Below are 21,843 nucleotides of genomic sequence, written 5' to 3'. Positions count from 1 at the left end.
GGGAGCCGCGCGGTGTTTTTTTGTGGTGCTCCGATGGGCGGAGGGTGTTGGCATTTGGTTGCGACTGAGCCTTGCGCGGAATCAGGCCGTCCCCATAGGTTCCACGCTGGAATGGAGTGGGAGCGCTCCCAGTACGTCCTGCCGGGTGACTTCCCGGCGCCTCGGCTCTACCGAAGGGACATCATGAAGAGCCCCATCCGCTTTCTCCGGTCCATACGCACCAAGGCCGCCGCGTTATGCCTGGCGCTCGCCTCCTGCGCCGCGCTCGCCACCGCGGCGTCGCCCGCGCACGCCGACACCCTGCTCTGCGAGCAGTACGGTACGGCCGTCATCCAGGACCGGTACGTGGTACAGAACAACCGCTGGGGCATCGCCGAGGAGCAGTGTGTCAACGTGACGGCGAACGGCTTCGACGTGGCCCGGGCCGCCGGCTCGGTGCCGACGAACGGGGCGCCCAAGTCGTACCCGTCCGTCTTCAACGGCTGTCACTACACGAACTGCTCTCCCGGGACGAAGCTTCCGGCCCGGATCAGCTCGATCAGCAGCGCGCCCACCAGCATCACGTACGAGTACGTGGACAACGCGGTCTATGACGCGGCCTACGACATCTGGCTCGACCCCACGCCTCGCACGGACGGCGTGAACCGTACCGAGATCATGATCTGGTTCCACCGGGTGGGCCCCGTCCAGCCGGTGGGCTCGCAGACCGGGGCCGCCACGGTCGCCGGACGCGCCTGGGAGGTGTGGACCGGCAACAACGGCGGCAACGACGTCATCTCGTTCGTCGCTCCGTCCGCCATCACGAGCTGGAGCTTCGACGTCAAGGACTTCGTCGACGAGACCGTGACCCGGGGCATGGCGCAGGCGTCCTGGTATCTCACCAGCGTCCAGGCCGGGTTCGAACCGTGGCAGGGCGGATCGGGCCTCGCCGTCAACTCCTTCTCCTCGGCCGTCGAAACCGGGGGCGGCACCGGCGGCCCGGGCGAGCCGGGTACACCCTCGGGTTGCCGGGTGAGCTACACGGCGAACACGTGGTCGGGCGGCTTCACCGCCGATGTCGAGGTCACCAACACCGGGACCACGCCCGTGGACGGCTGGGAGCTGGGCTTCACCCTGCCGCCCGGCCAGACGGTCACACAGGCGTGGAACGCGACGCTCACCGGGGTCTCCGGAACGGTGCGAGCGGCCAACGCGGCGTTCAACGGGCGGATCGCGGCGGGCGGCAGCCAGTCCTTCGGCTTCCAGGGCGCCTACGCCGGCACCTACACCAAGGCGGCGCAGTTCACGCTCAACGGGACCGCCTGCACAGCGACCTGAGGCCGGCGGCCGACAGACCTGCGCCGGCCGCCGCTCCCTACGGCGGCGGCCGGCACAGCCCACTCACACCTTCCGGTAGCCGTACGCGTCCGTGGCCGCCGCCTCCACGGTGTCCAGATCGCCCCCCGCCGACGCCGTCACCAGCGCGGCCACCGCACCCTCCACGAACGGCGCGTCCACCAGCCGTGCCCCGTCCGGCAGTTCGTCACCCTCCGCCACCATGGACTTCACCGTGAGCACCGCGCTTCCGAGGTCCACGAGCAGCGCGACCCCGGCGCCCCGGTCGACCCTCCTGGCGGCCTCGGCGATCAGCTCCGTGCTCGTTCCCAGGCCTCCGGCAGAGGTGCCTCCTGCCGCCGCCACCGGTGCCGTCGCACCACCGGCCGCCAGCCCCTTGGCCAGCTCGACGACGGCCTCCGCCACCGGGCCGCTGTGCGAGACCAGCACGATCCCGACCTGATTCCCCTCACTCATGCGCCGCCTCCACCGCTCGCCACGTCGGCCTCGGCGAGGGCTCCGACCAGCATTGCCGCCGAGGTGGCCCCCGGGTCCTGGTGCCCGATGCTGCGCTCGCCGAGATAACTCGCCCTTCCCTTGCGGGCCCGCAGCGGCACGGTCGCCAGAGCACCGGCCAGCGCGGCGTCCCGGGCATCGCCGAACGAGCCGCCCAGCACCTCGACGGCCGGGAGCAGCGCGTCCAGCATCGTCTTGTCCCCGGCCTGCGCCCCGCCGAGCTGACCCACCGCGGCGACGCCCGCGCCGAGGGCCTCCGCCAGCTGACCGGGCGTCACCTCCGGCGCATCTCCCAGCGCCTTCCCGGTGCGGCGCAGCAGGGTTCCGTACAAGGGACCGGACGCTCCGCCGACCGTCGAGATCAGCTGCCGGCCGGCCAGCGTCAGCACGGCCCCCGGTGACGTGGGGGCCTCCTTCTCGAGAACGTCGCGCACAGCGGCGAAGCCGCGTCGCATGTTGCTCCCGTGGTCGGCATCGCCGATCGCGGCATCGAGCTCGGTCAGCCGGTCCGCGTCACGATCGACGGCAGCCGCCGTGGCGGCCATCCAGCGACGGAAGAAATCGGTGTCGAGCACAAGATCTCCTGTTCCTCACACACGGTGGAAAGTCCGTTCACCGGCCCCAGCGGAGCGTGGGTGTCTGTACCGGAGCGTCCCAGAGCCGCACCATCTCCTCGTCCACCTGGCAGAGCGTCACCGAACACCCTGCCATGTCGAGCGACGTCACATAGTTGCCCACCAGCGTACGAGCCACCGTCACGCCTCGCTCCGACAGCACCCGCTGCACCTCGGCATTGAACCCGTACAGCTCCAGCAGCGGTGTCGCGCCCATCCCGTTGACCAGCACCAGGACAGGGCCGCTGGGCCGCAGATCCTCCAGCACCGCGTGGACGGCGACGTCGGCGATCTCCCCGGACGTCATCATCGGGCGGCGCTCCCGGCCGGGCTCGCCGTGGATACCGATACCCAATTCCAGTTCACCTGCGGGCAGATCGAACGTCGGTGTGCCCTTCGCCGGAGTGGTGACGGAGCTGAGCGCCACCCCGAAGCTCCCCGAGGACTCGATCACCCGACGGGCCAGGGACTCCACCCGCTCCAGCGGCGCACCCTCGTCGGCGAGGGCGCCGGCGATCTTCTCGACGAACAGCGTCGCCCCGGTGCCGCGCCGGCCAGCCGTGAACGTGCTGTCGGCCACCGCCACGTCGTCGTCGACCAGGACCCGGGCGACCTGGATGCCCTCGTCCTCGGCGAGCTCGGCGGCCATGTCGAAGTTCAGCACGTCCCCGGTGTAGTTCTTGACGATGAACAGCACGCCCGCGCCGCTGTCCACCGCGGCGGCCGCCCGCACCATCTGATCGGGCACCGGCGAGGTGAAGACCTCCCCGGGACACGCCGCCGACAGCATGCCGGGCCCGACGAACCCGGCGTGCAGCGGCTCGTGCCCGGATCCACCACCGGACACGAGCCCCACCTTCCCGGTCACCGGGGCGTCACGCCGGACGACGAGACGGTTCTCGACGTCCACGACGAGGTCCGGATGGGCGGCCGCCATACCGCGGAGTCCGTCGGCGACGACGGTCTCCGGCACGTTGATGAGCATGCGACGCAAGGGTTCCTCCTGGGGAGAGCGTGACAGCCGGCCGAGGGTACCGACCTGCCAACGGCGTGAATCGATCCTCTTGTCTCAAGTGCGTACGGCACCAGTATCGAAGAGACCATGGCGATCGGGAAGCGACGCGTCGGAGGGACAGCCCCCTGCGCGCCGTCGCAGGCGGTCTGCGCCCAGGCCGCCGCCCGGGACATGCCGCCGGACCGCCCAGGTCTCACGGTCCCGTGACGTGGGCGTGCCGCACCGCCTTTCCCGTCTCCGGGAGGCCTAGCGTGGCGGCCATGCGTGTACTGGTCACCGGCGGAGCCGGGTTCATCGGGTCATACGTCGTCCGGACTCTCGCCTCCGGCGGGCACGAGCCCGTGGTCCTCGACGCACTGCTGCCCTCCGCGCACGGACCGGCCGGGGCCGGCACCCCGTCGGCCGGCCACCTGCCGCCCGAAGTCCGGACGATCGTCGCGGACGTACGGGACCGGGAGGCGGTGGCCGGAGCGTTGTCCGGGGTCGACGCCGTGTGCCATCAGGCGGCGATGGTCGGTCTCGGCAGGGACTTCGCGGATGCGCCGGAGTACGTCGGATGCAACGATCTCGGCACCGCGGTGCTGCTCGCCGAGATGGCGGCGGCCGGGGTCCGGGACCTCGTGCTCGCCGGCTCGATGGTGGTCTACGGCGAGGGGCGTTACGAGTGTCCCCGGCACGGCTCCGTCAGACCCGGTCCCAGGGCCGTGGCCGACCTCGACGCAGGCCGGTTCGAGCCGCACTGTCCCACATGCGGCGCGGAGCTCGTGCCAGGCCTGGTGACCGAGGAGGCGGCCGGCGACCCGCGCAACGTGTACGCGGATACGAAGCTCGCACAGGAACACCTGGCCGCAGCCTGGGCACGCTCGGCCGGCGGCCGGGCCGTCGCGCTGCGCTATCACAACGTGTACGGCCCGGGGATGCCGCGAGACACCCCGTACGCCGGCGTCGCGTCCTTCTTCCGTTCGGCACTGGCCCGGGGCGAGGCCCCCAGGGTGTTCGAGGACGGCCGCCAGCGGCGCGACTTCGTGCACGTACGGGACGTGGCGGCGGCCAACGCCGTAGCGCTGGCGGCGCTGGGGGAGCGGGAACCAGGCACCTTCGACGCCTACAACACGGGAAGCGGCACACCGCACACCATCGGCGAGATGGCCTGGGCCCTGTCCTCGGCCCACGGCGGTCCGGCTCCCGTCGTCACCGGCGAGTACCGGCTCGGGGACGTCCGTCATGTGACCGCGGATTCGCGACGCCTCCGCGAAGAGCTCGGCTGGAAGCCGACGACGGAGTTCGGCGCGGGTATGCGGGAATTCGCCACGGCGCCCCTGCGGAGCGTCGGGAAACCGGGTACTCAGGGCGGCCATGTGTGCAGTTCCCGGGAGCGTCGTGGTCCGGCAGATCCATGCGGTAACCCACGCCCCGCGCGGTCTGGATGAGGCAGGCCCGGGCAGGGGCGGCCTCGACCTTGTCGCGCGGCCGTCGCACATGCACCGTTGCCTTCGGCAGATCGCGGACGGTCTGCGGCGGCCACACGGTCGACGTCCACGTTTCGCAAGAACCTGAAGCCCGAAATGTCGGTTTATGGTCCGTAGGGTGATCGGCGTGACCCACTCTTCACCGGCTGAATCCGCCGACCCCGTCCGCGCCGACATCGTCCTCCCCTGCCTCGACGAGGCCGACGCTCTGCCCCGGGTGCTGGCCCGCGTACCGGACGGGTGGCGAGCCATCGTCGTCGACAACGGATCCACCGACGGGTCGGCGGCCATCGCCCGCTCGCTCGGCGCGACCGTCGTGCACGAACCGCGCCGCGGCTTCGGCTCCGCCTGCGACGCGGGGCTGCTCGCCGCCGAGGCGGAGTACGTCTGCTTCTGTGACTGCGACGGTTCGCTCGACCCCGCGCTGCTCCCCGGGTTCGTCCGGAGGATCGCCGAAGGGGAGAGCGACCTGCTCCTCGGCCGACGCCGCCCCACGGCCCGCGGCGCATGGCCCCTGCATGCCAGAGCGGGCAACATCGCCCTGTCCAGGATGATCCGTCACCGTACCGGCCTGCGGCTGCACGACCTCGGTCCGATGCGGGCCGTGCGCAGGGAGGTGCTGCTGGCGCTCGAGCTGACGGACCGTCGCAGCGGCTACCCGTTGGAGATGGTGGTGCGCGCCTCGGACGCCGGACTGCGCGTCGCCGAGAGGGACGTGCCGTACCTGCCCCGGACAGGCAGGTCCAAGGTCACCGGCACCTGGCGCGGGACCTGGCACGCGGTGCGGGACATGCGCGCCGTCCTGCGGCAGCCGGAGTCCGGGGCCCCGCCGAGCGTCCGGGCGGGAGTGCCCCGATGAGTGCACGTGCACCCCATGACGGAGCGACGACGTTGCTGGTCATCGCCAAGGAGCCGGTTCCCGGCCGGGTCAAGACGCGCCTCACACCGCCGTTCAGTCCCGGCGAAGCCGCGGAGCTCGCAGCCGCGGCGCTCGAAGACACCCTGCGGACCGTGCTCATCCTGCCTGCGCTGCGACGAGTCCTGGTTCTCGAAGGGAGTCCCGGGCCCTGGATGCCGCGGGGCTTCGACGTAGTGCCGCAGAGGGCGGGCACCCTCGACGAACGCATTGCGGCGGCGTTCGGCGCATGCGCCGGACCGGCCCTCCTCATCGGAATGGACACCCCGCAGATCACCTCGGCCCTGCTGGCGCCCGCGCTCTCCCCGGGGGGCTGGGACGGCTGCGACGCCTGGTTCGGGCCGGCCGAGGACGGAGGCTTCTGGGCTCTGGGCCTGGCCGCCCCCGACCCCGGCCTCGTACGGGGCGTGCCGATGTCCCTCCCTGGCACGGGCGGACTCCAGCGGGCGCGCCTGACGGACGCGGGCCTCACCGTTCGGGACCTGCCGCCGCTCCGCGACGTGGACACCGCCGAGGACGCGCTGCGCGTCGCCGCGACCGCGCCCCACGGTCGGTTCGCCGCCGCCCTCTCCCGCCTCGGCGGGGCGGTGGTCCGATGAGTACGGTGCTGCCACCGGCCGGCCGGGGCTCCGCCCCCTGGGCGGCAGATCCGTACGCGCGGGCGCTGAGCCAGGGCCGGGGACCCCTCTTCCTCCGGCGGAAGGACGGGTGGCTGCTGCCACTGGACATCGAACGCTGGTGCGGAGACGCCGACGCCGCCGACCTGTCGGCACTCCGCCGCAGCGAGGGGCCGGTCATCGACATCGGCTGCGGACCCGGAAGGCTGGTCGCCGCGCTGGCCGCCCGTGGACACCGCGCGCTGGGCATCGACGTGAGTGAGGCCGCCATCGGGCGCACCCAGCGGATCGGCGGCCCGGCGCTCCGCCGCAGCGTGTTCGAGCTGCTGCCCGGCGAAGGCCGCTGGGGAACCGCCCTGCTCATCGACGGCAACATCGGAATCGGCGGCGACCCCCGGGCCCTGCTCCGTCGGGTCGCCGCCGTGCTGGCGCCGGGGGGACTGCTCATCGCGGAGGCCGCACCCCTCGATGTGGACGAGCAGGTCCAGGTGCGTCTCGACGACGGCAGCGGACACGCCGGTGCGGCACCCCCCTTCCCCTGGGCCCGTGTCGGCGTGTCCGCGCTGCTCGGGTACGCGCCGCCGGAGGACTGGAAGCCCGTGGATCAGTGGGAGGCCGACGGCCGTCCGTTCCTCGCCCTGCGACGCGCCCGGACGGTCCGTACGACGAGCCGGAGCGCCGACAGGGCGAACAGCGTGGCCGTGATAAGCAGCCAGTTGCCCACGAATCTGTCGGGCGACATCCCGCTCGCCGGCTCGTAGCGCTCCGCTTGCCGCGTGATCAGGGGGAACCACATCAAAAGGAGCAGCCCGGACAGGAGTAGCGGCACGCGTACGGAGTTGACCAGCCCGGGCCGTCGCGCGAGGGGGACCCGCAGCGCCCGGTCCGCCGCCGAGTACAACGGCAGCAGCACCAGGTCGTGCACGAACGCGGCGCCCACGAACCACACCAGGATCATGAGCGTGTCCCCGTCGAGCAGCCGCACCCCCGCGTAACCCGTGAGGGCGAACGACGAGACCATCAGCAGCATGTGCAGCGGCCCTTGCCCGTACCAGCGGCGCACAACCCTCATCACGGCTCTCCGAACGTCAGGCGGCTCACCCATTTGGTATTCATCACGCCGGGGGCGGCCGGCACGATGACGCGCGCCGGATAGCCGTGATCCGGTGACAGATCCTCACCGTTGACACCCAGTGCCAGCAGTGAGCGCGGGTCGCGCACCTGGTTGCTCCGGAGCGCCACCGTCCGGAAGGGCCCGCCGCGCTGGAGGGACTCCACCAGCACCCCCGGTGGTCCTTCGGGGAAGCCGGCGAGCGCGGCGAGATCGCGCAGGCGGACCCCACGCCACCACTGATCGGATGTCGACCAGCCCTCCACACAGGCGATGGGCAGCGCCGCGCTGTGTTGCTCCATGGCCAGCAGTTCCGTCCGGGACAGGTGGACCTCCCCGGACGGTCCGATGACGGTGAGCCGCCAGCGCTCGCCTGTCTCGGCCGGCCTGATGCCCACCTTCGCGGCCGTCTTGTTGATCTGGAAGCCATTGGGGCCCGGACCGGGTTCGGCGCCGCCGCGCGGGGTCAGCAGGGCGGTCCGCCGCATCCCGCCGTCGAAATTTCGGCCGACGGAGGTGACCAGGAGGAGCAGCGACGCCCCGCCCACCACGACCAGGGCACCGCGCCGGGAGACGGTCGGCGCGGCGGGACGCGCAGAGGCCAGTTCGTCGCGCTCCGTCGAGGGGATGCCGTGGCGCAGGACCCTGAGAGCCCGTGGGAGCTTCAGGCACGCATGGGTGAGGAACGCGGCGAAGAAGACCCATGCTCCGTAGAAGTGCAGCGAGTAGAAGGATCCGGGGAAGACGTACTCCAACTGGATGTTGAGCAGGCCCGTGACCCACTCGAAGAGCGCTCCGCCCACCAGCAGCAGCAGCGACAGACGCTCCAGGGCATGCGCGGCTGAGCGCGCCGGCGGCAGTGCGAAGAGCTTCGGGATCACCGACCACAGCTTCGCCAGCAGGACGGGGAAGAGGACGATGCCGAGGGTGACGTGAGTTCCTTGGGTCAGCCGGTACAGCCAGTGGGGCCCCGTGGGCCAGTCGAAAAGGTAGAAGCCCAGCCACCCCTTGCCCGGTGTCTTGTCGTTCACGGCGGCGAGATCCGGGTTGTACGCCGCGTACGACAGGAGGCCGGTCACGAACATCAGGGTGATACCGGCGAGGAGTACCAGACCGAGTACGGCCGTGAACCGGACCCCGCGCACCGGACTGCGCCAGAAGGCGGGCTCGGAGGGAAGGGGAACGGAGGGAAGGTGTGCACCGGTCCGCTGACGTGTGTGGCCCATGTGCCGACGTTATGCCGGGGACGCCGCTCCGCACGGGGTACGACTCCTGACGAAAGTCCGACGCCGGCCCTTGCCCGACAACCGACCCGCTGCTGGATCTGGGGGTTGTGTGACACGGCGGCGTCGCACCGCTCGCTGGACTCCGTCGATGCGTAGCGTGCCCGCGTGACGACCGAGCAGCGCAGCGACCGCATCCAGCCCTCTGAGTCCACCGGGCCCGCCGGTCGCCGTCGGGATCTGACGGCCGCCGCGGCGGGGGCGGCGCTGGTGGCCGTGGCCATAGCGGTCGGATGGGTGATCCAGGAGGGTGACGGCAGCCTGCAGGTCCACTGGCCGCCTCTCCTGGCCTCCTGGGACCCGCATCTCGGCCCCGGTACTCCGGCCGCCGTGGCGGTGGCGCTGGGGGGCGTCGCGTACGGGCCACGGCTCTTGTCCAGGCTCCCCTGGCGGCGGCTGCTGCTGACCTGCTGGGCCGGCTCGGTGGCGTGGATCCTCTCGCTCGCCCTCATCGAGGGCTGGTACCGGGGGGTCGCACGCAGGCTGACCACCAAGCACGAGTACCTGCGTGTGATCGACCGTTTCGATGACATCGGCGCCGCCCTGCGCGGTTTCACGGACCACATCGTGATCGGTCCTCCGGGCAACTGGCCGGCTCACGTCGCAGGGCACCCGCCGGGCGCCACGCTCACCTTCGTCGGCCTGGACCGTGCCGGGTTCGGGGGTGGCGCCTGGGCGGGCACGTGGTGCATCGTGCTCGGCGGCTCCGCCGCGGTGGCCGTCATGGTCGCGCTGCGTGCTCTGACGGGCGAACACCTCGCGCGGCGCGCGGCTCCGTTCCTCGTCCTGGCCCCCTTCGCCGTCTGGACCGGCACCTCGGCGGACGGCTACTTCGCCGCCGTCGCGGCGTGGTCCGTCGCACTGCTGGCTCTCGCCGCGACCCGCACGGCCCGGCACCCGGCAGCCGCGGCGCTGGGATCCGGACTGCTGTTCGGGCTGACCTGCTATCTCAGTTATGGTCTGACACTCGTCGCGGCGCTGATGGCAGCCGTCCTCGTGCTGACCCGGACGGCCCGGCCTCTCGGCCTCCTCGCGCTCGGCGTGCTGGTCGCACCCGTGGCCTTCACCCTGGCGGGCTTCAACTGGTGGGAGGCCTACCATCTGCTGGTCGAGCGCTACTACCAGGGCGCGGGCGGGACCCGCCCCTACTCCTACTGGATCTGGGCGAACCTCGCCTGCACCACTCTGGCCGCGGGACTCGCCACCGTCGCCGGTCTGAGACGTACGGCGGTGTCCGTCCCCGCCGCCGTACGCGGACTGCGTTCAGGCTCGGCATCGGCCACCCAACGGCTGGTGGTCCTCACCCTGGCCGCGTTCTTGGCCCTGGCCGTCGCGGACCTGTCCGGTATGAGCAAGGCGGAGACGGAACGCATCTGGCAGCCCTTCGTCGTGTGGCTCATGCCCGCCGCCGCCCTGCTTCCGGACATCGACCGGCGTGGGTGGCTGACCGCCCAGGCGGTCGTCGCCCTGCTGATCAACCACCTGCTGTGGACCGGCTGGTGAACGATGCCGGGACACCGGCCCCGGCAGGTGCTCGGGGCGGGGTCCGTCGTTCTCCCCGGCCGGCCCCCCCGGTTCCGCCTGCCACCGCTGCCCGCGTGTGCTGCTCCTTCGATCGCGCTTCCTGACTCCACGACGGAGCGGCCGCCGCGGATGTGACGTCGCCGGAGCGCGACCCTCAGTCGCCCGGACAGAGTTCGCGGTCGCTCAGCCACTGGCCGAACCAGTCGCTCAGCGCAAGGGTGATGCACCATCCGGGCTCGCTCGGCACCGGTGCGGGCACCGTCGGCGTCTGCTCGCCGGACTCCGGCGCCGAGGGCCCGGTGGCGTCCGGTAGCGCGCTCAGCATCTCGCGGAACACCTGGGAGGACCGGGGGTTCTCGGCGCACTGCCACACCCCGTGCGGGCAGTAGTCCGTGATCGTCTGGTACAACGGCTTGTGCCGCTCGATCCACTCCAGCATGCGGCGCATGTACGCGGGGTTGTCGCCGTTGCGGAACAGCCCCCACTCGGGGAACGAGATCGGTTTGCCGTGCTCGGCCGCGAAGTCGACCTGCTTCTGCAGGCCGTAGGGCTCGTTCACCTGCTCGTCGAAGGTCCGGGCCGGAGGCTGGTCGTAGGAGTCCATGCCGATGATGTCCACGACGTCGTCGCCCGGATAGCACTCCGTCCAGGGCACGGCGTCCCGCCCCCTGCTCGGTGCGAAGTCGAAACGGAACTCCTGGCCGGACACGGACCGCATCGCGGTGACGATGCGGCTCCAGTACGCCTTCCAGGCGGTGGGGTCGGGTCCGCACCGGTGCGTGTACGTCGTGCCGTTCATCTCCCAGCCGAGGACGATCACCGTGTCCGGGACACCCAGCAGGACCAGACGCTCGGCCAGTCTGCGGAAGTGCTCGTCGAATCGGCCCTCGGCGCCTGCCCGCAGCAGGCCGCGCACCTCTTCGTCGGAGACACGCTCCTCATTCCGCTCCAGCATCGGCGTGTTGAGTACGAACATCCGGTCCTCGGCCGCCTTCCGCCAGGCCGCCCACGAGGCGAGGAAGCCGGGTCGGCCCTCGATGTTCTCCCACACGTCGCCCGGCAGGTAGCTGTGCCCGACACGCAGTTCCGTACCGCCGAGCCAGCGGGACAGCTCGCCCATTCGCTGCACACCTTCCGGCCCGTAGTCCAGATAGGCGCCGACGGCGGTCGTCGAGGGCGGCTCCGCGCCCCTCCGGGCGGCGCCCTTGCCTGCCTGGGTGTCCGCGGTGTCGTGGTCGGCGAGGACCACGCCGCCGACGAGGAGGCAGAGCGCGGTCGCGCCGATGCCGAAATCAATGAGACGGCGCTTCACGGGCACGGCTCCTCCTTGGGTTACGGCTTGGATCCGACCCTTTCGACACTAAGGAGAAATGTTCAACAATGGATTGTGGGCCGCCCGTGAATAGACCATTCGTGAGCCGCGCAGGTTCAGAGCCCGCCGTTCGGGTGGACCTTTCCGAAGGTGTAGGGAAGGAAGTTGACCCGGTTGTCGAAATTCGAATCGACCAGACCGGGTTCGCCCGAGGTCCGGACACCTTCCAGCCGTGTGAGCATCTCGCGGAAGAGCGCCTTCATCTCCAGCTTCGCCAGATGCGCCCCCAGGCAGTGGTGAGGACCTCCACCGCCGTATCCGAGGTGCGTATTCGGCGACCGGGTGATATCGAAGGAATCCGGGTCGTCGAAGACGGCCGGGTCCCGGTTCGCGGACGCATAAAGGAGTACGACTTTCTCCCCGGGAAGAAAGGTGTGGCCGCCGAGCGCGCATTCGGCCACCACCGTCCGGCGGAACTGGATGATCGGCGTCGAGTGACGGACGATCTCGTCGACCGCGCCGTCGGCGTAGCGGTCGAAGTCGGACTCCAGGAGGGCGCGCTGCTCCGGATGCGCGGTCAGCAGGACCATCCCGTGGGCGATCGCGTTCCGGGTGGTCTCCACACCGGCGACGAGCAGCAGTGAGAAGAACGCGCCGAGCTGACGCGAGGACAGGGCCTGTCCGCCGACATCCGCGCGGACGAGCGCCGAGATCACATCGTCCGCCGGGGCCCGGCGCCGCTCCCTGGCGATGCCCGCCATGTCCCACTGCATGCGGGCAAGTGAGCGCAGGCCGCGCCCCGGGACCCGCAATCGGGCGCGGCCACGGCGCCGGACCCCGACGTACTCCGAGGCCCGGTCGATGCGCGCGGCGATGCGGGCCCGATGGCGTACAGGGATGCCCATCAGGTCGCAGATGACCTCGAACGGCATACGGGAGGGTGACGCACGCATGAAGTCCCCCGGGCCCTCGACGATCATCTCGTCCACCAGCCGCCGGGCGACAGCGCCGATGTTCTCCTCGGCGGCGGCGAGCAGCCTGGGCGTGAAGGCCCGGGAGATGGTCCTGCGCAGGCCCGCGTGCTCGGCGCCGTCCATGTTCACCATGGAGTTGCCGAACAACGCCTTGGCCCAGGGCGCCGGCTCCGGGACGGTGGCACCGGGGGCGCTGGCGAAGACCTGTGGCTGCCGGCTGGCCGCTCTCACGTCCGCGTGCTTCACCAACGCGTAGAACGGTGTGCGCGACCCCGTACGGGGGGTGAAGAGGACCGGTGCGTCGAGTTTCCGCAGCCGGGCGAACGCGGACAGCCGCTCGGGCCGTGGCAGCCGCCAGAACGCCGGATCGGCCAGATCGGCCCCAGCCGTCTCTCGCACACGGTCGGTGGGCACCTGCGTCGGCGCGTTCATGCACAACCTCCGGGAGTTCGGACGGCCATGCTGGCCCGGCGGGCGGCGCCGAGCGGCTGACACGGCCGGACCGGCCGGAGAATTCCCACGGTCGCGTGATGCCCTGTGGATGAGAACTGTTCGCGCCCCGTCTCGTTGCCCACTCGAGCGAGATACCTCGCAGAAGCGGACACGAGGGAGGTACACCCACCATGAATCCGACCACCGGCACGCACACGGAGCCGGCCGGGCCCCCGCGGCCGGCCCGCCGCGCGGTGCTGCGCACCGGCTTCACCGCGGTCGTGATCGCCGGCACCGGAGGCGCACTCGCGCCGATCCTCCTCGAAGGCCCGGGCCCTGGAGACCGTAGCCAGGAACGTGACGCCGTGGGGCCCGAGCGGTTCTCCGAGCTGTACAAGGGGCGCGAGATCCGGGGCACGGTCACGGCCGTCGTAGCGGCCGGGGCACAGTCGTACGCCGGTGAGGCCGGAGCCGTCGCTGCGGCGCCCGGCATCGACGTCCGCGTCGACGGGAGGGCGCTGCATGTGATGAGGCGCGCGGACGGGAGCTATCTCAGCGCCGTCAACCACTACGAGTCGTTCCCTACGCTCCTCGCGACGGCGCGCGCGGCGGTCGACGAACTCGGCACCACACAGTTGGCAACAGTCTCCCCGCACACCATCTGAGCCCTAAGGACGAGCACGGGTGTACAGCCGAAAGAATCAACGAGACCTCACGCGCACCGAGAAGAAACGTCTGGTCGACGCGATCCTGGAGCTCAAACGCTCGGGACGCTACGACGACTTCGTCACCCTGCACCGGCAGTACTACGTCACCGACGCCGAAGGCAGACCACGGGCCGCCCATATGACCCCGTCCTTCTTCCCCTGGCACCGCAGGTACCTGCTGGAATTCGAGGAGGCTCTGCAGGCCGTCGACTCCCGTGTGTCGATCCCGTACTGGGACTGGACGCGGGACAGCACACCGGGCGCCTCCCTCTGGGCTGAGGACTTCCTCGGCGGTAACGGCAGGCCGGGCGACCGGCAGGTCATGACCGGGCCGTTCGCCTACCGGCAGGGGAACTGGCACATCCGCGCAGGCGTCACCGACGACGCCTTCCTGCGGCGTAACTTCGGCCGGCCCTCCGCGCCCGTCACCCTGCCCGGCGCGGCGGACGTGGACCGCGCGCTGAGTGATCCGGTGTACGACGCCGCGCCCTGGAACAGCGTCAGCACCACCGGCTTCCGGAACAGGATCGAGGGCTGGAACATCAGAGGGGGCCCCGGTCTCGCCAACCACAACCGGGTGCACCGCTGGGTCGGCGGGTCCATGGCGGGCGCGGCGTCGCCCGACGACCCGGTCTTCTGGCTGCATCATGCTTTCATCGACCTGCTGTGGGTCCGCTGGCAGAAGGCGCATCCCGGCTCCCGCTACCTGCCGGCCCGCGCGCTCCCCGCCGACGATCCGCAGCGGGACCGGATCTTCGCACTCGATCAGCCGATGCCCCCATGGGACGTGGCGCCCTCTCAGCTCATGGACCACTCCCGGCTCTACCGGTACGCCTGAGCCGTGCCGCCCGGGACGGGCCCGGGACGGGCCCGGGCCTCCCCCCGCCGCCCGGAAGCGGAGAGGGGAGGCCCGGAGGGCGCTGCGGGAGAGATCAGTGGTCGTAGCCCTGCTCGACCTCGTCCTCGTGGCTGTCCGACACGTTCGCACAGGTGTTGCCGAACGCCGGGTTCAGCAGGGCGATCACGTTCACCGTGTTGCCGCACACGTTGACCGGGATGTGGACGGGCACCTGGACAGCGTTGCCCGAAAGGACACCGGGGGAGTGCGCTGCGACGGCCTCCGCGCCGGCGTCGGCGGTAGCCATGCCGGCACCGCCGGCGATCAGGGCACCAGTACCTGCCATGACGGCGGCCACCTTCGAGATACGCGACATCAGTTCTCCTTGGAAGCTTCGAGACCGGCTGCCGAGCGTGCGGCCGGTTCGCCCTGACAACGCGGAACGCGGCAGACGGTAACGGATCGGCTCAGAACTCGTCTTCCCGGCTCAACTCCGGCCGATGGCCGCGAGCCCGGCCGACGGGAGCTCCCTCAGCAGACCACGCCAGTCCCGCGCTGCGGGAAAACGGGACTTCACCGTTTCCGCCACCCGGTCCCGTGCGGTCACCTGCGTCTCGCGCAGCCGCAGCAGCGGCTCCAGCGAGGAACGGGCCAGCAGGAGGCGCTGGTTGACGACAACGGAGGGGCCCCAGTGATTCTTGTACTGCTCCGAGCCGCGCAGCAGACTCAGCACACCGCGGTCCAGGCCCTCGGACTCCCGCGCGAGCTCGCGCAGCAGCATCGAGGAGACATCCACCTTCCGCTCCCTGAGCCGTGGATCGGCCCCGTAGAGATAGCCTCCGGTCAGCTGCGTGGACCGGAACGACAGGTCGGCGGCCACCACCTCCCCGTCGAGCAGGAACTCCCTGACCGAGGCCTCGCCGTCGCGCATCATCCGGCGGGCGGATCGCACCAGGTGCGCGCAGAAGCGGGGCCGTAGGTGCTCCGGGGTGACCCCCCTGTCGAGCCACTGGAGCTCGTGCAGCCGCAGCATGGTGCCGATCGCGCCCGCCACCCGGTGGACCGGCGTCGCGCGGCACTCGATGCCCAGCGCGTCGATCCGGCGCAGCTTGGCCCGGGTCCGCTGGGCGCGTGAACGGGTCATCCGCCCGATGAGGATGTCGATCGGCTCGGCCGGCAGTTCCATGCTGGTCGAGTCCGTGCGGCTGCTCCGGGCGCCGGACCATGCCTCGAACAGCAGGTGTGCCGAGGCGTCGGGCCGTACCTCCCGCAGGTCCACGACCGTGTGCGCGGCCGCCCGGTGGAGCCCGCGCTCGAGCGCGGTGACCGCTGCCCGGGTGTCCTCGCCGTCCACCAGGATGTCGGAGAAGTCGGAGATCGCGCCGCCCATCGGCACCAGCAGGGGCATCGGGCGGTGCACGAGCATGAGCGGCGCCGCGCCGATCAGACGCCCGCCCCGGCGCGCCAGAACGACGCGCAGCCGGCCGGGAGTTCCGTAGGAGAGCCACCACGAGTGGAGCCACGCATGGCTTTGGAACGGCGTGGCGGTGGGGCAGCGGCGGTGCAGCGCGTCCCACTCGGCGGCGAGGTCCGCGAAATCCGGCAGATCCCGGCAGAGGGTGACGGCGAGCCGCCCGTGAAGGCCGTTGTTCATCGCACGAGCTCCCGTTCGTCGGCGGCGCCGCCCTGGGCGGGTGCCGGGACCTGGGCGGTGACACCTCGGTGTCCGGGGCGGGGGCGGACGAGCAGGGCCAGTCCGCCGACCAGTCCGCCCGCGCTGGCGCCCACGGCCGTGCCGAGCGGCGCGGAGGGGGAGGCAGGGTCGACGGGCGGCACGGCGTGCGAGAACTTGATCAGCTTCACACCGGTGTCCTTCGCGACGTGCCCGCTGCTGACGACCACCGCCTCGGTCACCGCGTTGGCGATGTCCGCGGCACGGTCCCGGTCGGCCGACGTACCGGTGACCGTGATCATGGGCGAATCGGGGGAGGTCTCGGACCGTACATGCGTGCGCAGTTCGCGAACGGGTTCCCCCGCTGCCCCCTTGGCGTAGGTGAGGGTGGCGTCGCTGGTGGCGAGGCGGCCGTACGACTGCGCGTATCCCAGAGCCGCGGCAGGGTCGATGTCCTTGCCGGCGGTGACCATCGCGTAGCTGGTCGCCGCGTACTCGGGCTGGGCGAGCATTCCGTACGAGAATCCGCAGGCGGCTCCGAGCAGGACGCCGACGGGCAGTGGCCACCAACTGGGCCGTACGAATGCGGGGCGGCGCCTGCGCCACCGTCCAGGGACGGCAGGCTGCTGCTCGGGCGACTCGGTCATGGCTTCGCTCTCTCGGTCGGGGGAACTGTGGCGGTGCCGACGGCCTGTGCGTAAACGTCCAGGAGGCGCCGACTGCTGAGCCTGATGTCGTAGTGGTCCACGGCGGGAGGCGGCGGCAGCCTGTGGGTGCCGCTCTCCATGCGGCGCCGCAGAGCGGCCGTCAGCTCACTCGTGGGATCGGTCGCGCCGGAGGCGGATCCGATACGGGTGGCGCCCGGTACCCGGCCGGACGGGAGATCCTCGATGGCGGGACAGGCCGCGTGCACCACGGGCAGCCCCGCGGCCAGGGCCTCGACGACGGCGAGACCGAAGGACTCCTCACGGGACGCCGAGACGAACGTGTCGACGGCGCTGAGCACCGCGGGGATGCCGGGGGCCGCGCCCGTGGTGCCGCACTCGCCGAGGAACCTGACCCGGCCGGTCACACCGAGCCGGGTGGCGAGCGTGCGCAGCGGCACGGCCTCCGGCCCGTCCCCGGCCAGTACGAGCCAGGCACCGGGGAGGCCGGCGACGGCGCGGATCAACAGGTCGAAGCGTTTGCCGGGAACCAGCCTGCCCACGCCCCCCACCACGAAGGCCCCGTCGGGAAGACCCAGCAGGGACCGTGTGGCGCGCCGTTGCGCGCCGTCGAAGCGGAAGGCCGCCACATCGATGCCGTTGGGAACGGTATGGATCCGGGCGGCCGGCACACCCCAGTCGCGCAGCCTGCCCGCGACCGTGTCGGAGACGGCGACCGTCGCCGCCCCGAGGCGCTCGGTGCGCAGATAGAGCTCCCGGGTACCGCGGGTGAGCGGCCGCCCCTCGATCTCCGCGCGCCCCAGCGAATGCTCCGTCGACACCACGGTGGTCCCGGCGAGGCGCGCCGCGATCCGGCCGTAGACACAGGCCCGGTAGAGATGCGTGTGCACGAGGTCGTACGCACCGCGGCGGATGAGGCGGGCCAGCCGGGGGACGGCGGCGAGGTCCCGGTTGCTCCTCATCCCCAGATGCCGGACACCGACGCCGTCGGCGCGCAGTCCCTCCGCGACCGCTCCCGGGTTGGTGAGCGTCACGACATCGCAGTGCACCGGCAGATGACGCAGCAGCAGACGCAACTGCTGCTCGGCCCCGCCGACGCCGAGGCCGGTGATCACGTGCAGCGCCTTCACCCGGCGACACCCGGCCCGGCCTCACCGGCGGAACGGTGCCGCAGCCGGTGCCGTACCTCCTTGGCGCGCAGGCGCGCACCTCGGTCGGCGTGGCTGACATGCGTGCGGGGAAGGGCGAGCGGTCCTGAGAGGGAGCCGGGAGCCAGGGCGCACCCGTAGGTGTATCCCGCCTCCCGTACGGACTCCACCACCCGCCGGTCGGCCGTGCCGTAGGGGTAGCAGAAGCCGGAGGGCGTCTGCCGGAGGATGCGGTGCAACGCTTCCCGGCTGCCGTGCGTCTCCTGGCGCAGCTCCTCGTCGGACAGCTCCGTGAGATCCCGGTGGAGCATCCCGTGCGAGCCGACCTCCATACCCGCCGCGGCGACGGTACGGATGCCCTCATCGGTCAGCAGCGGTCTTCGTGGGCCGAGCGGGTCCCAGGCGTTGGAGCCGCCGGGCCGGCCCGGCAGGACGAACACCGTCGCCGTGCAACCGTGGGCGAGCAGCACCGGGAGGGCCTCGTCGAGGAAGTCGGCGTACCCGTCGTCGAACGTGAGCCCGACCAGCCCTCGCTTCCCGGCGGCCCGTCCACGCAGCAGCGCCGTCACCCCCACGCCGGACAGTCCCCGGAGCCGCAGCCAGGTCAGCTGCTCGTCCAGACGGTCGGCGGAGACGGTGATGCCGTACGGATCGTCCGTGGGATCGCAGACCGAGTGATACGTCAGGATCCACGGCAGGGACCGGAGGGGAAGCGCACGGACACGGGGTGCCGAGGTGTCAGCGGGCATGGGGGAACCTCTGTCGGATGAGAGCCAGTAGATGAACGGCTTCGGGGGCTCGGAGCGCGAGCCCGGTGAGAAGGAACGCCGTGGGTACGAGAAGGCAGCCGGCCGCCAGACCCGCCACCGGCCCGGGCACCAGGTCCGTGGCCAGCCGGCCGGCGGCCGCGGCGACCGCCGCGGCGGCCACCGGCCGGGCAAGGGAGAGGGCGACGGCCCCGGCCCGTACGGCGACCGCCCGCGAGCCCAGCCCCAGGAGCATCAGCAGGGCGGCCGTGCTGATGCCGAAGGCATTGGCGGCCGCGATGCCCTTGACGCCGAACGGCCCGGTCAGGAGCAGCCCCGCGGCGGTGGTGACCAGCAGTCCGGCGCCCATAGCGCCGAGCGGATACCAGGTGGGCCGGCCGGCCGAGAAGAACGGCCGGCACAGGGCGCCGACCAGCGTGTGACCGAGCAGCCCGAGCGCGTAGACCCGCATGACACCGGCCGTGGCGGCGGTGTCAGCGGCGTCGAAGGCCCCGCGCTGGAAGAGGACTTCGATGATGTGGGGCGCGCAGCCGAGCACTGTCGCCGTGCCCAGCAGCACCACGGTCCCGGCCAGGGCGAGATCGCGCTCCACCCGCTGCCGGGCGCCCTCCCGGTCCCCGGCCGCCATGGCCCGCGCGACGACGGGGAAGGTCACCGTGCAGATCATCATGGACAGCACCATCGGCAGCTGCGCGACCTTCTGCGCGTAGTTGAGATGGGAGATGGCCCCGTCCGGCAGGGACGAGGCGAGGAACCGCTCGACGAAGACCTGCGACTGACGGCTCACCACGAACAGGACGACCGGCGCCAGGACCGTCGCTCCGAGAAGGGCGGAACCCCGCTCCCGCGCCGCCCGTTTCCCGCCACGCCCCGGCATCAGCCGTACGAATGCGGGCAGCAGGGTGAGGATCATCAGCAGGCTGCCGACCGCGACCCCCGCGGCCGCGGCGCGCACACCCCAGACGGAGTGCAGTGCCAAGGTCATGCCGATGATGCCGATGTTGTACGCGATGTAGACACCGGCCGGTGCCAGGAACCGGCCGTGCGCCCGCAACGCGGCGCTGAAGTACCCCGTGACGCCGAAGGTGAGGACCGTGACGGCCGTCAGACGCGTGCAGTCCTCCGCGAGCCGTGGGTCGTCCAGGCCGGGCGCCAGGATGCCGACGGCCCAAGGGGCGCCCCAGATCAGCAGCCCGCCCGCACAGGCCAGCGCGGCGAACAGCCGGGGAAGGGTGTCGGCCACCAGGACGCGGACCGGGTCCTGTGCGTGACCGCCGGAGGCACGCCGCGTCAGTGCCAGGCTGAACGCCGGCACGAGCAGCAGAGCCATGCCGTCCTCGATCAGCAGCGTGGCCGCCATCTCCGGCACCGTCCAGGCGATCAGGAAGGCGTCGCTGGCGTGACTGGCACCGAAGAACCGGGCGATGGCCTGGTCCCGGACGAGCCCCAGCAGGGCGGCGATCACGGTCAGCCCGGCGGCGCCGACCGCCGTCCGGGCCAGAAAGGGCCCGGGACGTAACGGAACACCATGCTTGGGTGTTCCCGTGACCGGCGCCTGCGCGGCCGGATCCGTGGCGGTCCCGCTCACGTGGCACTCGTCCTTTCCGGCTCCGCCAGCGCCCACCACGCGGCGAGGCCGAACACGATCCCGGTCAGGACGGTGGAGGGCCCGCCGATGTCCGCGTACAGGAAGTCGACCGTCTGCCAGGTTGTCAGCCCGACGGCGGCGAGACCGCAGTCGACGGCCGCGGCTCTTCCGGCCCGGGCGAGGACCAGTCTGCGCACCCCGCCGGCCAGGAGCGCCGCCCAGGAGCCGACCAGGGCGGTGAAGCCGATGAGTCCCTGCTCGCTGAGTACCAGCAGATACATGTTGTGGGGGGAGAGCAGCGGCTGCTTACGGAACTCCTGCCCGGCCCCCGCCGTGTCACTTCCGGCAGAGAGCCCGATCGAGGCGTGCCCGTCCCGGTGCGCCGGGAAGCCCTTCAGGCCGACCCCGGTCGCGGGCTGCTCGCGCCACATGCCCGCCGCGGCGGCCCACATGGTGTAGCGGTCGTTGACCGACCGGTCGGGGGCGCTGGTCACCTCGGTGATGCTGGTGAGCCGCTGCGAGATCATCTCGGACCCGACGCCGAAACCACCGACCAGGACGACTCCGGCCGCCCCCAGCACCGCCGCCGCGCGGACCGCCTGCCGGAGTCCGGTCAGCGCGACCACGGCGAGGACCCCCGCTGCCGTCGCGATCCACGCCCCCCGGCTGAACGACAGCGTGAGCGGGACGACCAGCAGCGCGGCGGCGAGGGGAGCCCACGGCTTCAGCCGACGAGGGGTTCCGGCGGGGGCGCGGAGCGCGTACACGGTGGCCGCGACCAGCCCGTAGCCGACGACCGTCGCCATGCCCATCACATCGCCGGGGCCGAACGTGCCGACCGCGCGGATGTCCTGCCCCATGTAGGAGGCGCCGGAGCCGGTGACGTACTGGTGGACACCTGTCACACCCTGGACGGCCGCCAGCAGGAAGAGCGCGCCCGTGACGGCCCGGAACCCCCAGGCATCCCTGACCAGGAGGAGGACGGCGGCCGGCACCAGGACGAAGATCTGCAGGTACCGCACGAATCCCGGCAGCGCCGCCACAGGGTCCGCGGCGGTGACCGTGGCCAGGGCGAGGCCCACGGCCGGCAGCCCCAGTACCACCGCCGCGGCCGGTGTGAGCGGCCGCCGCCGCAGGAACACCAGGCGGCCCGCGCAGGCGAGGACGGCCACACCGGAGAGGAGATCGGCCGCCGGTACGCCGAAGACGGCCCCGGCACCTGCGCCGTCGGACGGTACGCCCACGAGCAGAACGGTCGCGAGCAGCGGCAGCAGCGGCCATCGACGGCGCCACTCGCGCGGGGGCGTCTCCTCCGGCGCGGTCGGCAGTGCGCGCGCCGCGGTCACGGTGAGTGTCACGGG

Annotated in this window: 21 protein-coding genes; 8 read left to right on the top strand and 13 right to left on the bottom strand. The window is 71.8% G+C overall.

Going from position 1 to position 21,843, the window contains the following annotated elements; all coding sequences use genetic code 11:
* Positions 1 to 183 precede the first annotated feature (183 nt).
* On the top strand, positions 184 to 1,317 hold the full coding sequence (locus tag ACWD04_RS06355) for a GH12 family glycosyl hydrolase domain-containing protein (protein WP_451128705.1): 1,134 nt from the start codon (positions 184 to 186) through the stop codon (positions 1,315 to 1,317).
* A 63-nt stretch (positions 1,318 to 1,380) separates the two neighbouring features.
* On the opposite strand, the gene ACWD04_RS06350 is transcribed toward ACWD04_RS06355, so the two are convergent.
* Genes ACWD04_RS06350 through dhaK form a run of 3 tightly spaced genes read right to left on the bottom strand, consistent with a single transcriptional unit; the run spans position 1,381 to position 3,429 of the window.
* The gene (locus ACWD04_RS06350) at positions 1,381 to 1,791 is read right to left on the bottom strand and encodes a PTS-dependent dihydroxyacetone kinase phosphotransferase subunit DhaM (protein ID WP_451128703.1); all 411 of its coding nucleotides are present in this window, start codon (positions 1,789 to 1,791) and stop codon (positions 1,381 to 1,383) included.
* Complete coding sequence (gene dhaL / locus ACWD04_RS06345; RefSeq protein ID WP_451128701.1) at positions 1,788 to 2,405, bottom strand: dihydroxyacetone kinase subunit DhaL; 618 nt, start codon at positions 2,403 to 2,405, stop codon at positions 1,788 to 1,790. Before dhaL ends, ACWD04_RS06350 begins: the two co-directional genes overlap by 4 nt.
* Positions 2,406 to 2,442: 37 nt before the next feature.
* The gene (gene dhaK / locus ACWD04_RS06340; RefSeq protein WP_451128699.1) at positions 2,443 to 3,429 is read right to left on the bottom strand and encodes a dihydroxyacetone kinase subunit DhaK; all 987 of its coding nucleotides are present in this window, start codon (positions 3,427 to 3,429) and stop codon (positions 2,443 to 2,445) included.
* Positions 3,430 to 3,719: 290 nt separating this feature from the next.
* Between dhaK and ACWD04_RS06335 the strand changes: the two genes are divergently transcribed.
* The 4 genes from ACWD04_RS06335 (at position 3,720) to ACWD04_RS06320 (ending at position 7,222) form a co-directional block, all read left to right on the top strand.
* The gene (locus tag ACWD04_RS06335) at positions 3,720 to 4,889 is read left to right on the top strand and encodes an NAD-dependent epimerase/dehydratase family protein (protein WP_451128697.1); all 1,170 of its coding nucleotides are present in this window, start codon (positions 3,720 to 3,722) and stop codon (positions 4,887 to 4,889) included.
* Positions 4,890 to 5,034: 145 nt separating this feature from the next.
* Entirely contained in the window at positions 5,035 to 5,787 is a 753-nt protein-coding gene (locus tag ACWD04_RS06330; protein WP_451128695.1) for a glycosyltransferase family 2 protein, read from the top strand.
* Positions 5,784 to 6,443: a TIGR04282 family arsenosugar biosynthesis glycosyltransferase gene (locus tag ACWD04_RS06325; protein ID WP_451128693.1), complete on the top strand. Its 660-nt coding sequence runs from the start codon at positions 5,784 to 5,786 to the stop codon at positions 6,441 to 6,443. The genes ACWD04_RS06330 and ACWD04_RS06325 overlap by 4 nt, the downstream gene beginning before the upstream one ends.
* Positions 6,440 to 7,222: a class I SAM-dependent methyltransferase gene (locus ACWD04_RS06320; protein ID WP_451128691.1), complete on the top strand. Its 783-nt coding sequence runs from the start codon at positions 6,440 to 6,442 to the stop codon at positions 7,220 to 7,222. The genes ACWD04_RS06325 and ACWD04_RS06320 overlap by 4 nt, the downstream gene beginning before the upstream one ends.
* 310 nt (positions 7,223 to 7,532) lie before the next feature.
* Here the strand turns inward: ACWD04_RS06320 and ACWD04_RS06315 are convergent, their stop codons facing one another.
* On the bottom strand, positions 7,533 to 8,798 hold the full coding sequence (locus tag ACWD04_RS06315; protein ID WP_451128689.1) for a molybdopterin-dependent oxidoreductase: 1,266 nt from the start codon (positions 8,796 to 8,798) through the stop codon (positions 7,533 to 7,535).
* 165 nt (positions 8,799 to 8,963) lie between these two features.
* Here ACWD04_RS06315 and ACWD04_RS06310 point away from each other — a divergent pair, with 165 nt between their 5' ends.
* Positions 8,964 to 10,358 carry a hypothetical protein gene (locus tag ACWD04_RS06310; protein WP_451128687.1) on the top strand — a complete coding sequence of 465 codons (1,395 nt, stop codon included), beginning with the start codon at positions 8,964 to 8,966 and terminating at the stop codon, positions 10,356 to 10,358.
* Between the two features lie 175 nt (positions 10,359 to 10,533).
* On the opposite strand, the gene ACWD04_RS06305 is transcribed toward ACWD04_RS06310, so the two are convergent.
* Both ACWD04_RS06305 and ACWD04_RS06300 read right to left on the bottom strand, forming a co-directional pair.
* The gene (locus ACWD04_RS06305; RefSeq protein ID WP_451128685.1) at positions 10,534 to 11,697 is read right to left on the bottom strand and encodes a glycoside hydrolase family 26 protein; all 1,164 of its coding nucleotides are present in this window, start codon (positions 11,695 to 11,697) and stop codon (positions 10,534 to 10,536) included.
* Positions 11,698 to 11,807: 110 nt separating this feature from the next.
* On the bottom strand, positions 11,808 to 13,097 hold the full coding sequence (locus ACWD04_RS06300) for a cytochrome P450 (RefSeq protein ID WP_451128683.1): 1,290 nt from the start codon (positions 13,095 to 13,097) through the stop codon (positions 11,808 to 11,810).
* A gap of 191 nt (positions 13,098 to 13,288) precedes the next feature.
* On the opposite strand from ACWD04_RS06300, the gene ACWD04_RS06295 reads away from it, so the two are divergent.
* Both ACWD04_RS06295 and ACWD04_RS06290 read left to right on the top strand, forming a co-directional pair.
* Positions 13,289 to 13,762 carry a tyrosinase family oxidase copper chaperone gene (locus ACWD04_RS06295; RefSeq protein WP_451128681.1) on the top strand — a complete coding sequence of 158 codons (474 nt, stop codon included), beginning with the start codon at positions 13,289 to 13,291 and terminating at the stop codon, positions 13,760 to 13,762.
* Between the two features lie 19 nt (positions 13,763 to 13,781).
* A complete protein-coding gene (locus ACWD04_RS06290; protein WP_451128679.1) occupies positions 13,782 to 14,642 on the top strand; it encodes a tyrosinase family protein in 861 nt (286 codons plus the stop codon).
* A gap of 94 nt (positions 14,643 to 14,736) precedes the next feature.
* On the opposite strand, the gene ACWD04_RS06285 is transcribed toward ACWD04_RS06290, so the two are convergent.
* The 7 genes from ACWD04_RS06285 to ACWD04_RS06255 form a co-directional block, all read right to left on the bottom strand.
* The gene (locus ACWD04_RS06285) at positions 14,737 to 15,018 is read right to left on the bottom strand and encodes a chaplin (RefSeq protein ID WP_451128677.1); all 282 of its coding nucleotides are present in this window, start codon (positions 15,016 to 15,018) and stop codon (positions 14,737 to 14,739) included.
* Between the two features lie 111 nt (positions 15,019 to 15,129).
* A complete protein-coding gene (locus tag ACWD04_RS06280) occupies positions 15,130 to 16,296 on the bottom strand; it encodes a GNAT family N-acetyltransferase (protein WP_451128675.1) in 1,167 nt (388 codons plus the stop codon).
* Positions 16,293 to 16,961, bottom strand: a complete 669-nt coding sequence (locus tag ACWD04_RS06275) for a YveK family protein (RefSeq protein WP_451128673.1) — start codon at positions 16,959 to 16,961, stop codon at positions 16,293 to 16,295. The genes ACWD04_RS06280 and ACWD04_RS06275 overlap by 4 nt, the downstream gene beginning before the upstream one ends.
* The gene (locus tag ACWD04_RS06270) at positions 16,958 to 18,109 is read right to left on the bottom strand and encodes a glycosyltransferase (protein ID WP_451128671.1); all 1,152 of its coding nucleotides are present in this window, start codon (positions 18,107 to 18,109) and stop codon (positions 16,958 to 16,960) included. Before ACWD04_RS06270 ends, ACWD04_RS06275 begins: the two co-directional genes overlap by 4 nt.
* Complete coding sequence (locus tag ACWD04_RS06265; RefSeq protein WP_451128669.1) at positions 18,106 to 18,876, bottom strand: polysaccharide deacetylase family protein; 771 nt, start codon at positions 18,874 to 18,876, stop codon at positions 18,106 to 18,108. Before ACWD04_RS06265 ends, ACWD04_RS06270 begins: the two co-directional genes overlap by 4 nt.
* Positions 18,866 to 20,482, bottom strand: a complete 1,617-nt coding sequence (locus ACWD04_RS06260; protein WP_451128667.1) for a lipid II flippase MurJ — start codon at positions 20,480 to 20,482, stop codon at positions 18,866 to 18,868. The genes ACWD04_RS06265 and ACWD04_RS06260 overlap by 11 nt, the downstream gene beginning before the upstream one ends.
* Positions 20,479 to 21,840, bottom strand: coding sequence for an O-antigen ligase family protein (locus ACWD04_RS06255; protein ID WP_451128665.1), 1,362 nt, complete (start codon positions 21,838 to 21,840; stop codon positions 20,479 to 20,481). The genes ACWD04_RS06260 and ACWD04_RS06255 overlap by 4 nt, the downstream gene beginning before the upstream one ends.
* Between the last annotated feature and the right edge of the window lie 3 nt (positions 21,841 to 21,843).

The sequence above is a fragment of the Streptomyces sp. NPDC002911 genome (genome assembly GCF_053591835.1).
This window is presented reverse-complemented; position numbering and strand designations above follow the sequence as displayed.

What these genes read in the sequence shown, in the direction of transcription:
- ACWD04_RS06355 (WP_451128705.1), top strand. Translation starts at nt 184, where the DNA reads ATGAAGAGCCCCATCCGCTTTCTCCGGTCCATACGCACCAAGGCCGCC.
- ACWD04_RS06350 (WP_451128703.1), bottom strand. Translation starts at nt 1,791, where the DNA reads ATGAGTGAGGGGAATCAGGTCGGGATCGTGCTGGTCTCGCACAGCGGC.
- dhaK (WP_451128699.1), bottom strand. Translation starts at nt 3,429, where the DNA reads ATGCTCATCAACGTGCCGGAGACCGTCGTCGCCGACGGACTCCGCGGT.
- ACWD04_RS06335 (WP_451128697.1), top strand. Translation starts at nt 3,720, where the DNA reads ATGCGTGTACTGGTCACCGGCGGAGCCGGGTTCATCGGGTCATACGTC.
- ACWD04_RS06330 (WP_451128695.1), top strand. Translation starts at nt 5,035, where the DNA reads ATGGTCCGTAGGGTGATCGGCGTGACCCACTCTTCACCGGCTGAATCC.
- ACWD04_RS06325 (WP_451128693.1), top strand. Translation starts at nt 5,784, where the DNA reads ATGAGTGCACGTGCACCCCATGACGGAGCGACGACGTTGCTGGTCATC.
- ACWD04_RS06320 (WP_451128691.1), top strand. Translation starts at nt 6,440, where the DNA reads ATGAGTACGGTGCTGCCACCGGCCGGCCGGGGCTCCGCCCCCTGGGCG.
- ACWD04_RS06315 (WP_451128689.1), bottom strand. Translation starts at nt 8,798, where the DNA reads ATGGGCCACACACGTCAGCGGACCGGTGCACACCTTCCCTCCGTTCCC.
- ACWD04_RS06300 (WP_451128683.1), bottom strand. Translation starts at nt 13,097, where the DNA reads ATGAACGCGCCGACGCAGGTGCCCACCGACCGTGTGCGAGAGACGGCT.
- ACWD04_RS06295 (WP_451128681.1), top strand. Translation starts at nt 13,289, where the DNA reads ATGAATCCGACCACCGGCACGCACACGGAGCCGGCCGGGCCCCCGCGG.
- ACWD04_RS06285 (WP_451128677.1), bottom strand. Translation starts at nt 15,018, where the DNA reads ATGTCGCGTATCTCGAAGGTGGCCGCCGTCATGGCAGGTACTGGTGCC.
- ACWD04_RS06280 (WP_451128675.1), bottom strand. Translation starts at nt 16,296, where the DNA reads ATGAACAACGGCCTTCACGGGCGGCTCGCCGTCACCCTCTGCCGGGAT.
- ACWD04_RS06275 (WP_451128673.1), bottom strand. Translation starts at nt 16,961, where the DNA reads ATGACCGAGTCGCCCGAGCAGCAGCCTGCCGTCCCTGGACGGTGGCGC.
- ACWD04_RS06265 (WP_451128669.1), bottom strand. Translation starts at nt 18,876, where the DNA reads ATGCCCGCTGACACCTCGGCACCCCGTGTCCGTGCGCTTCCCCTCCGG.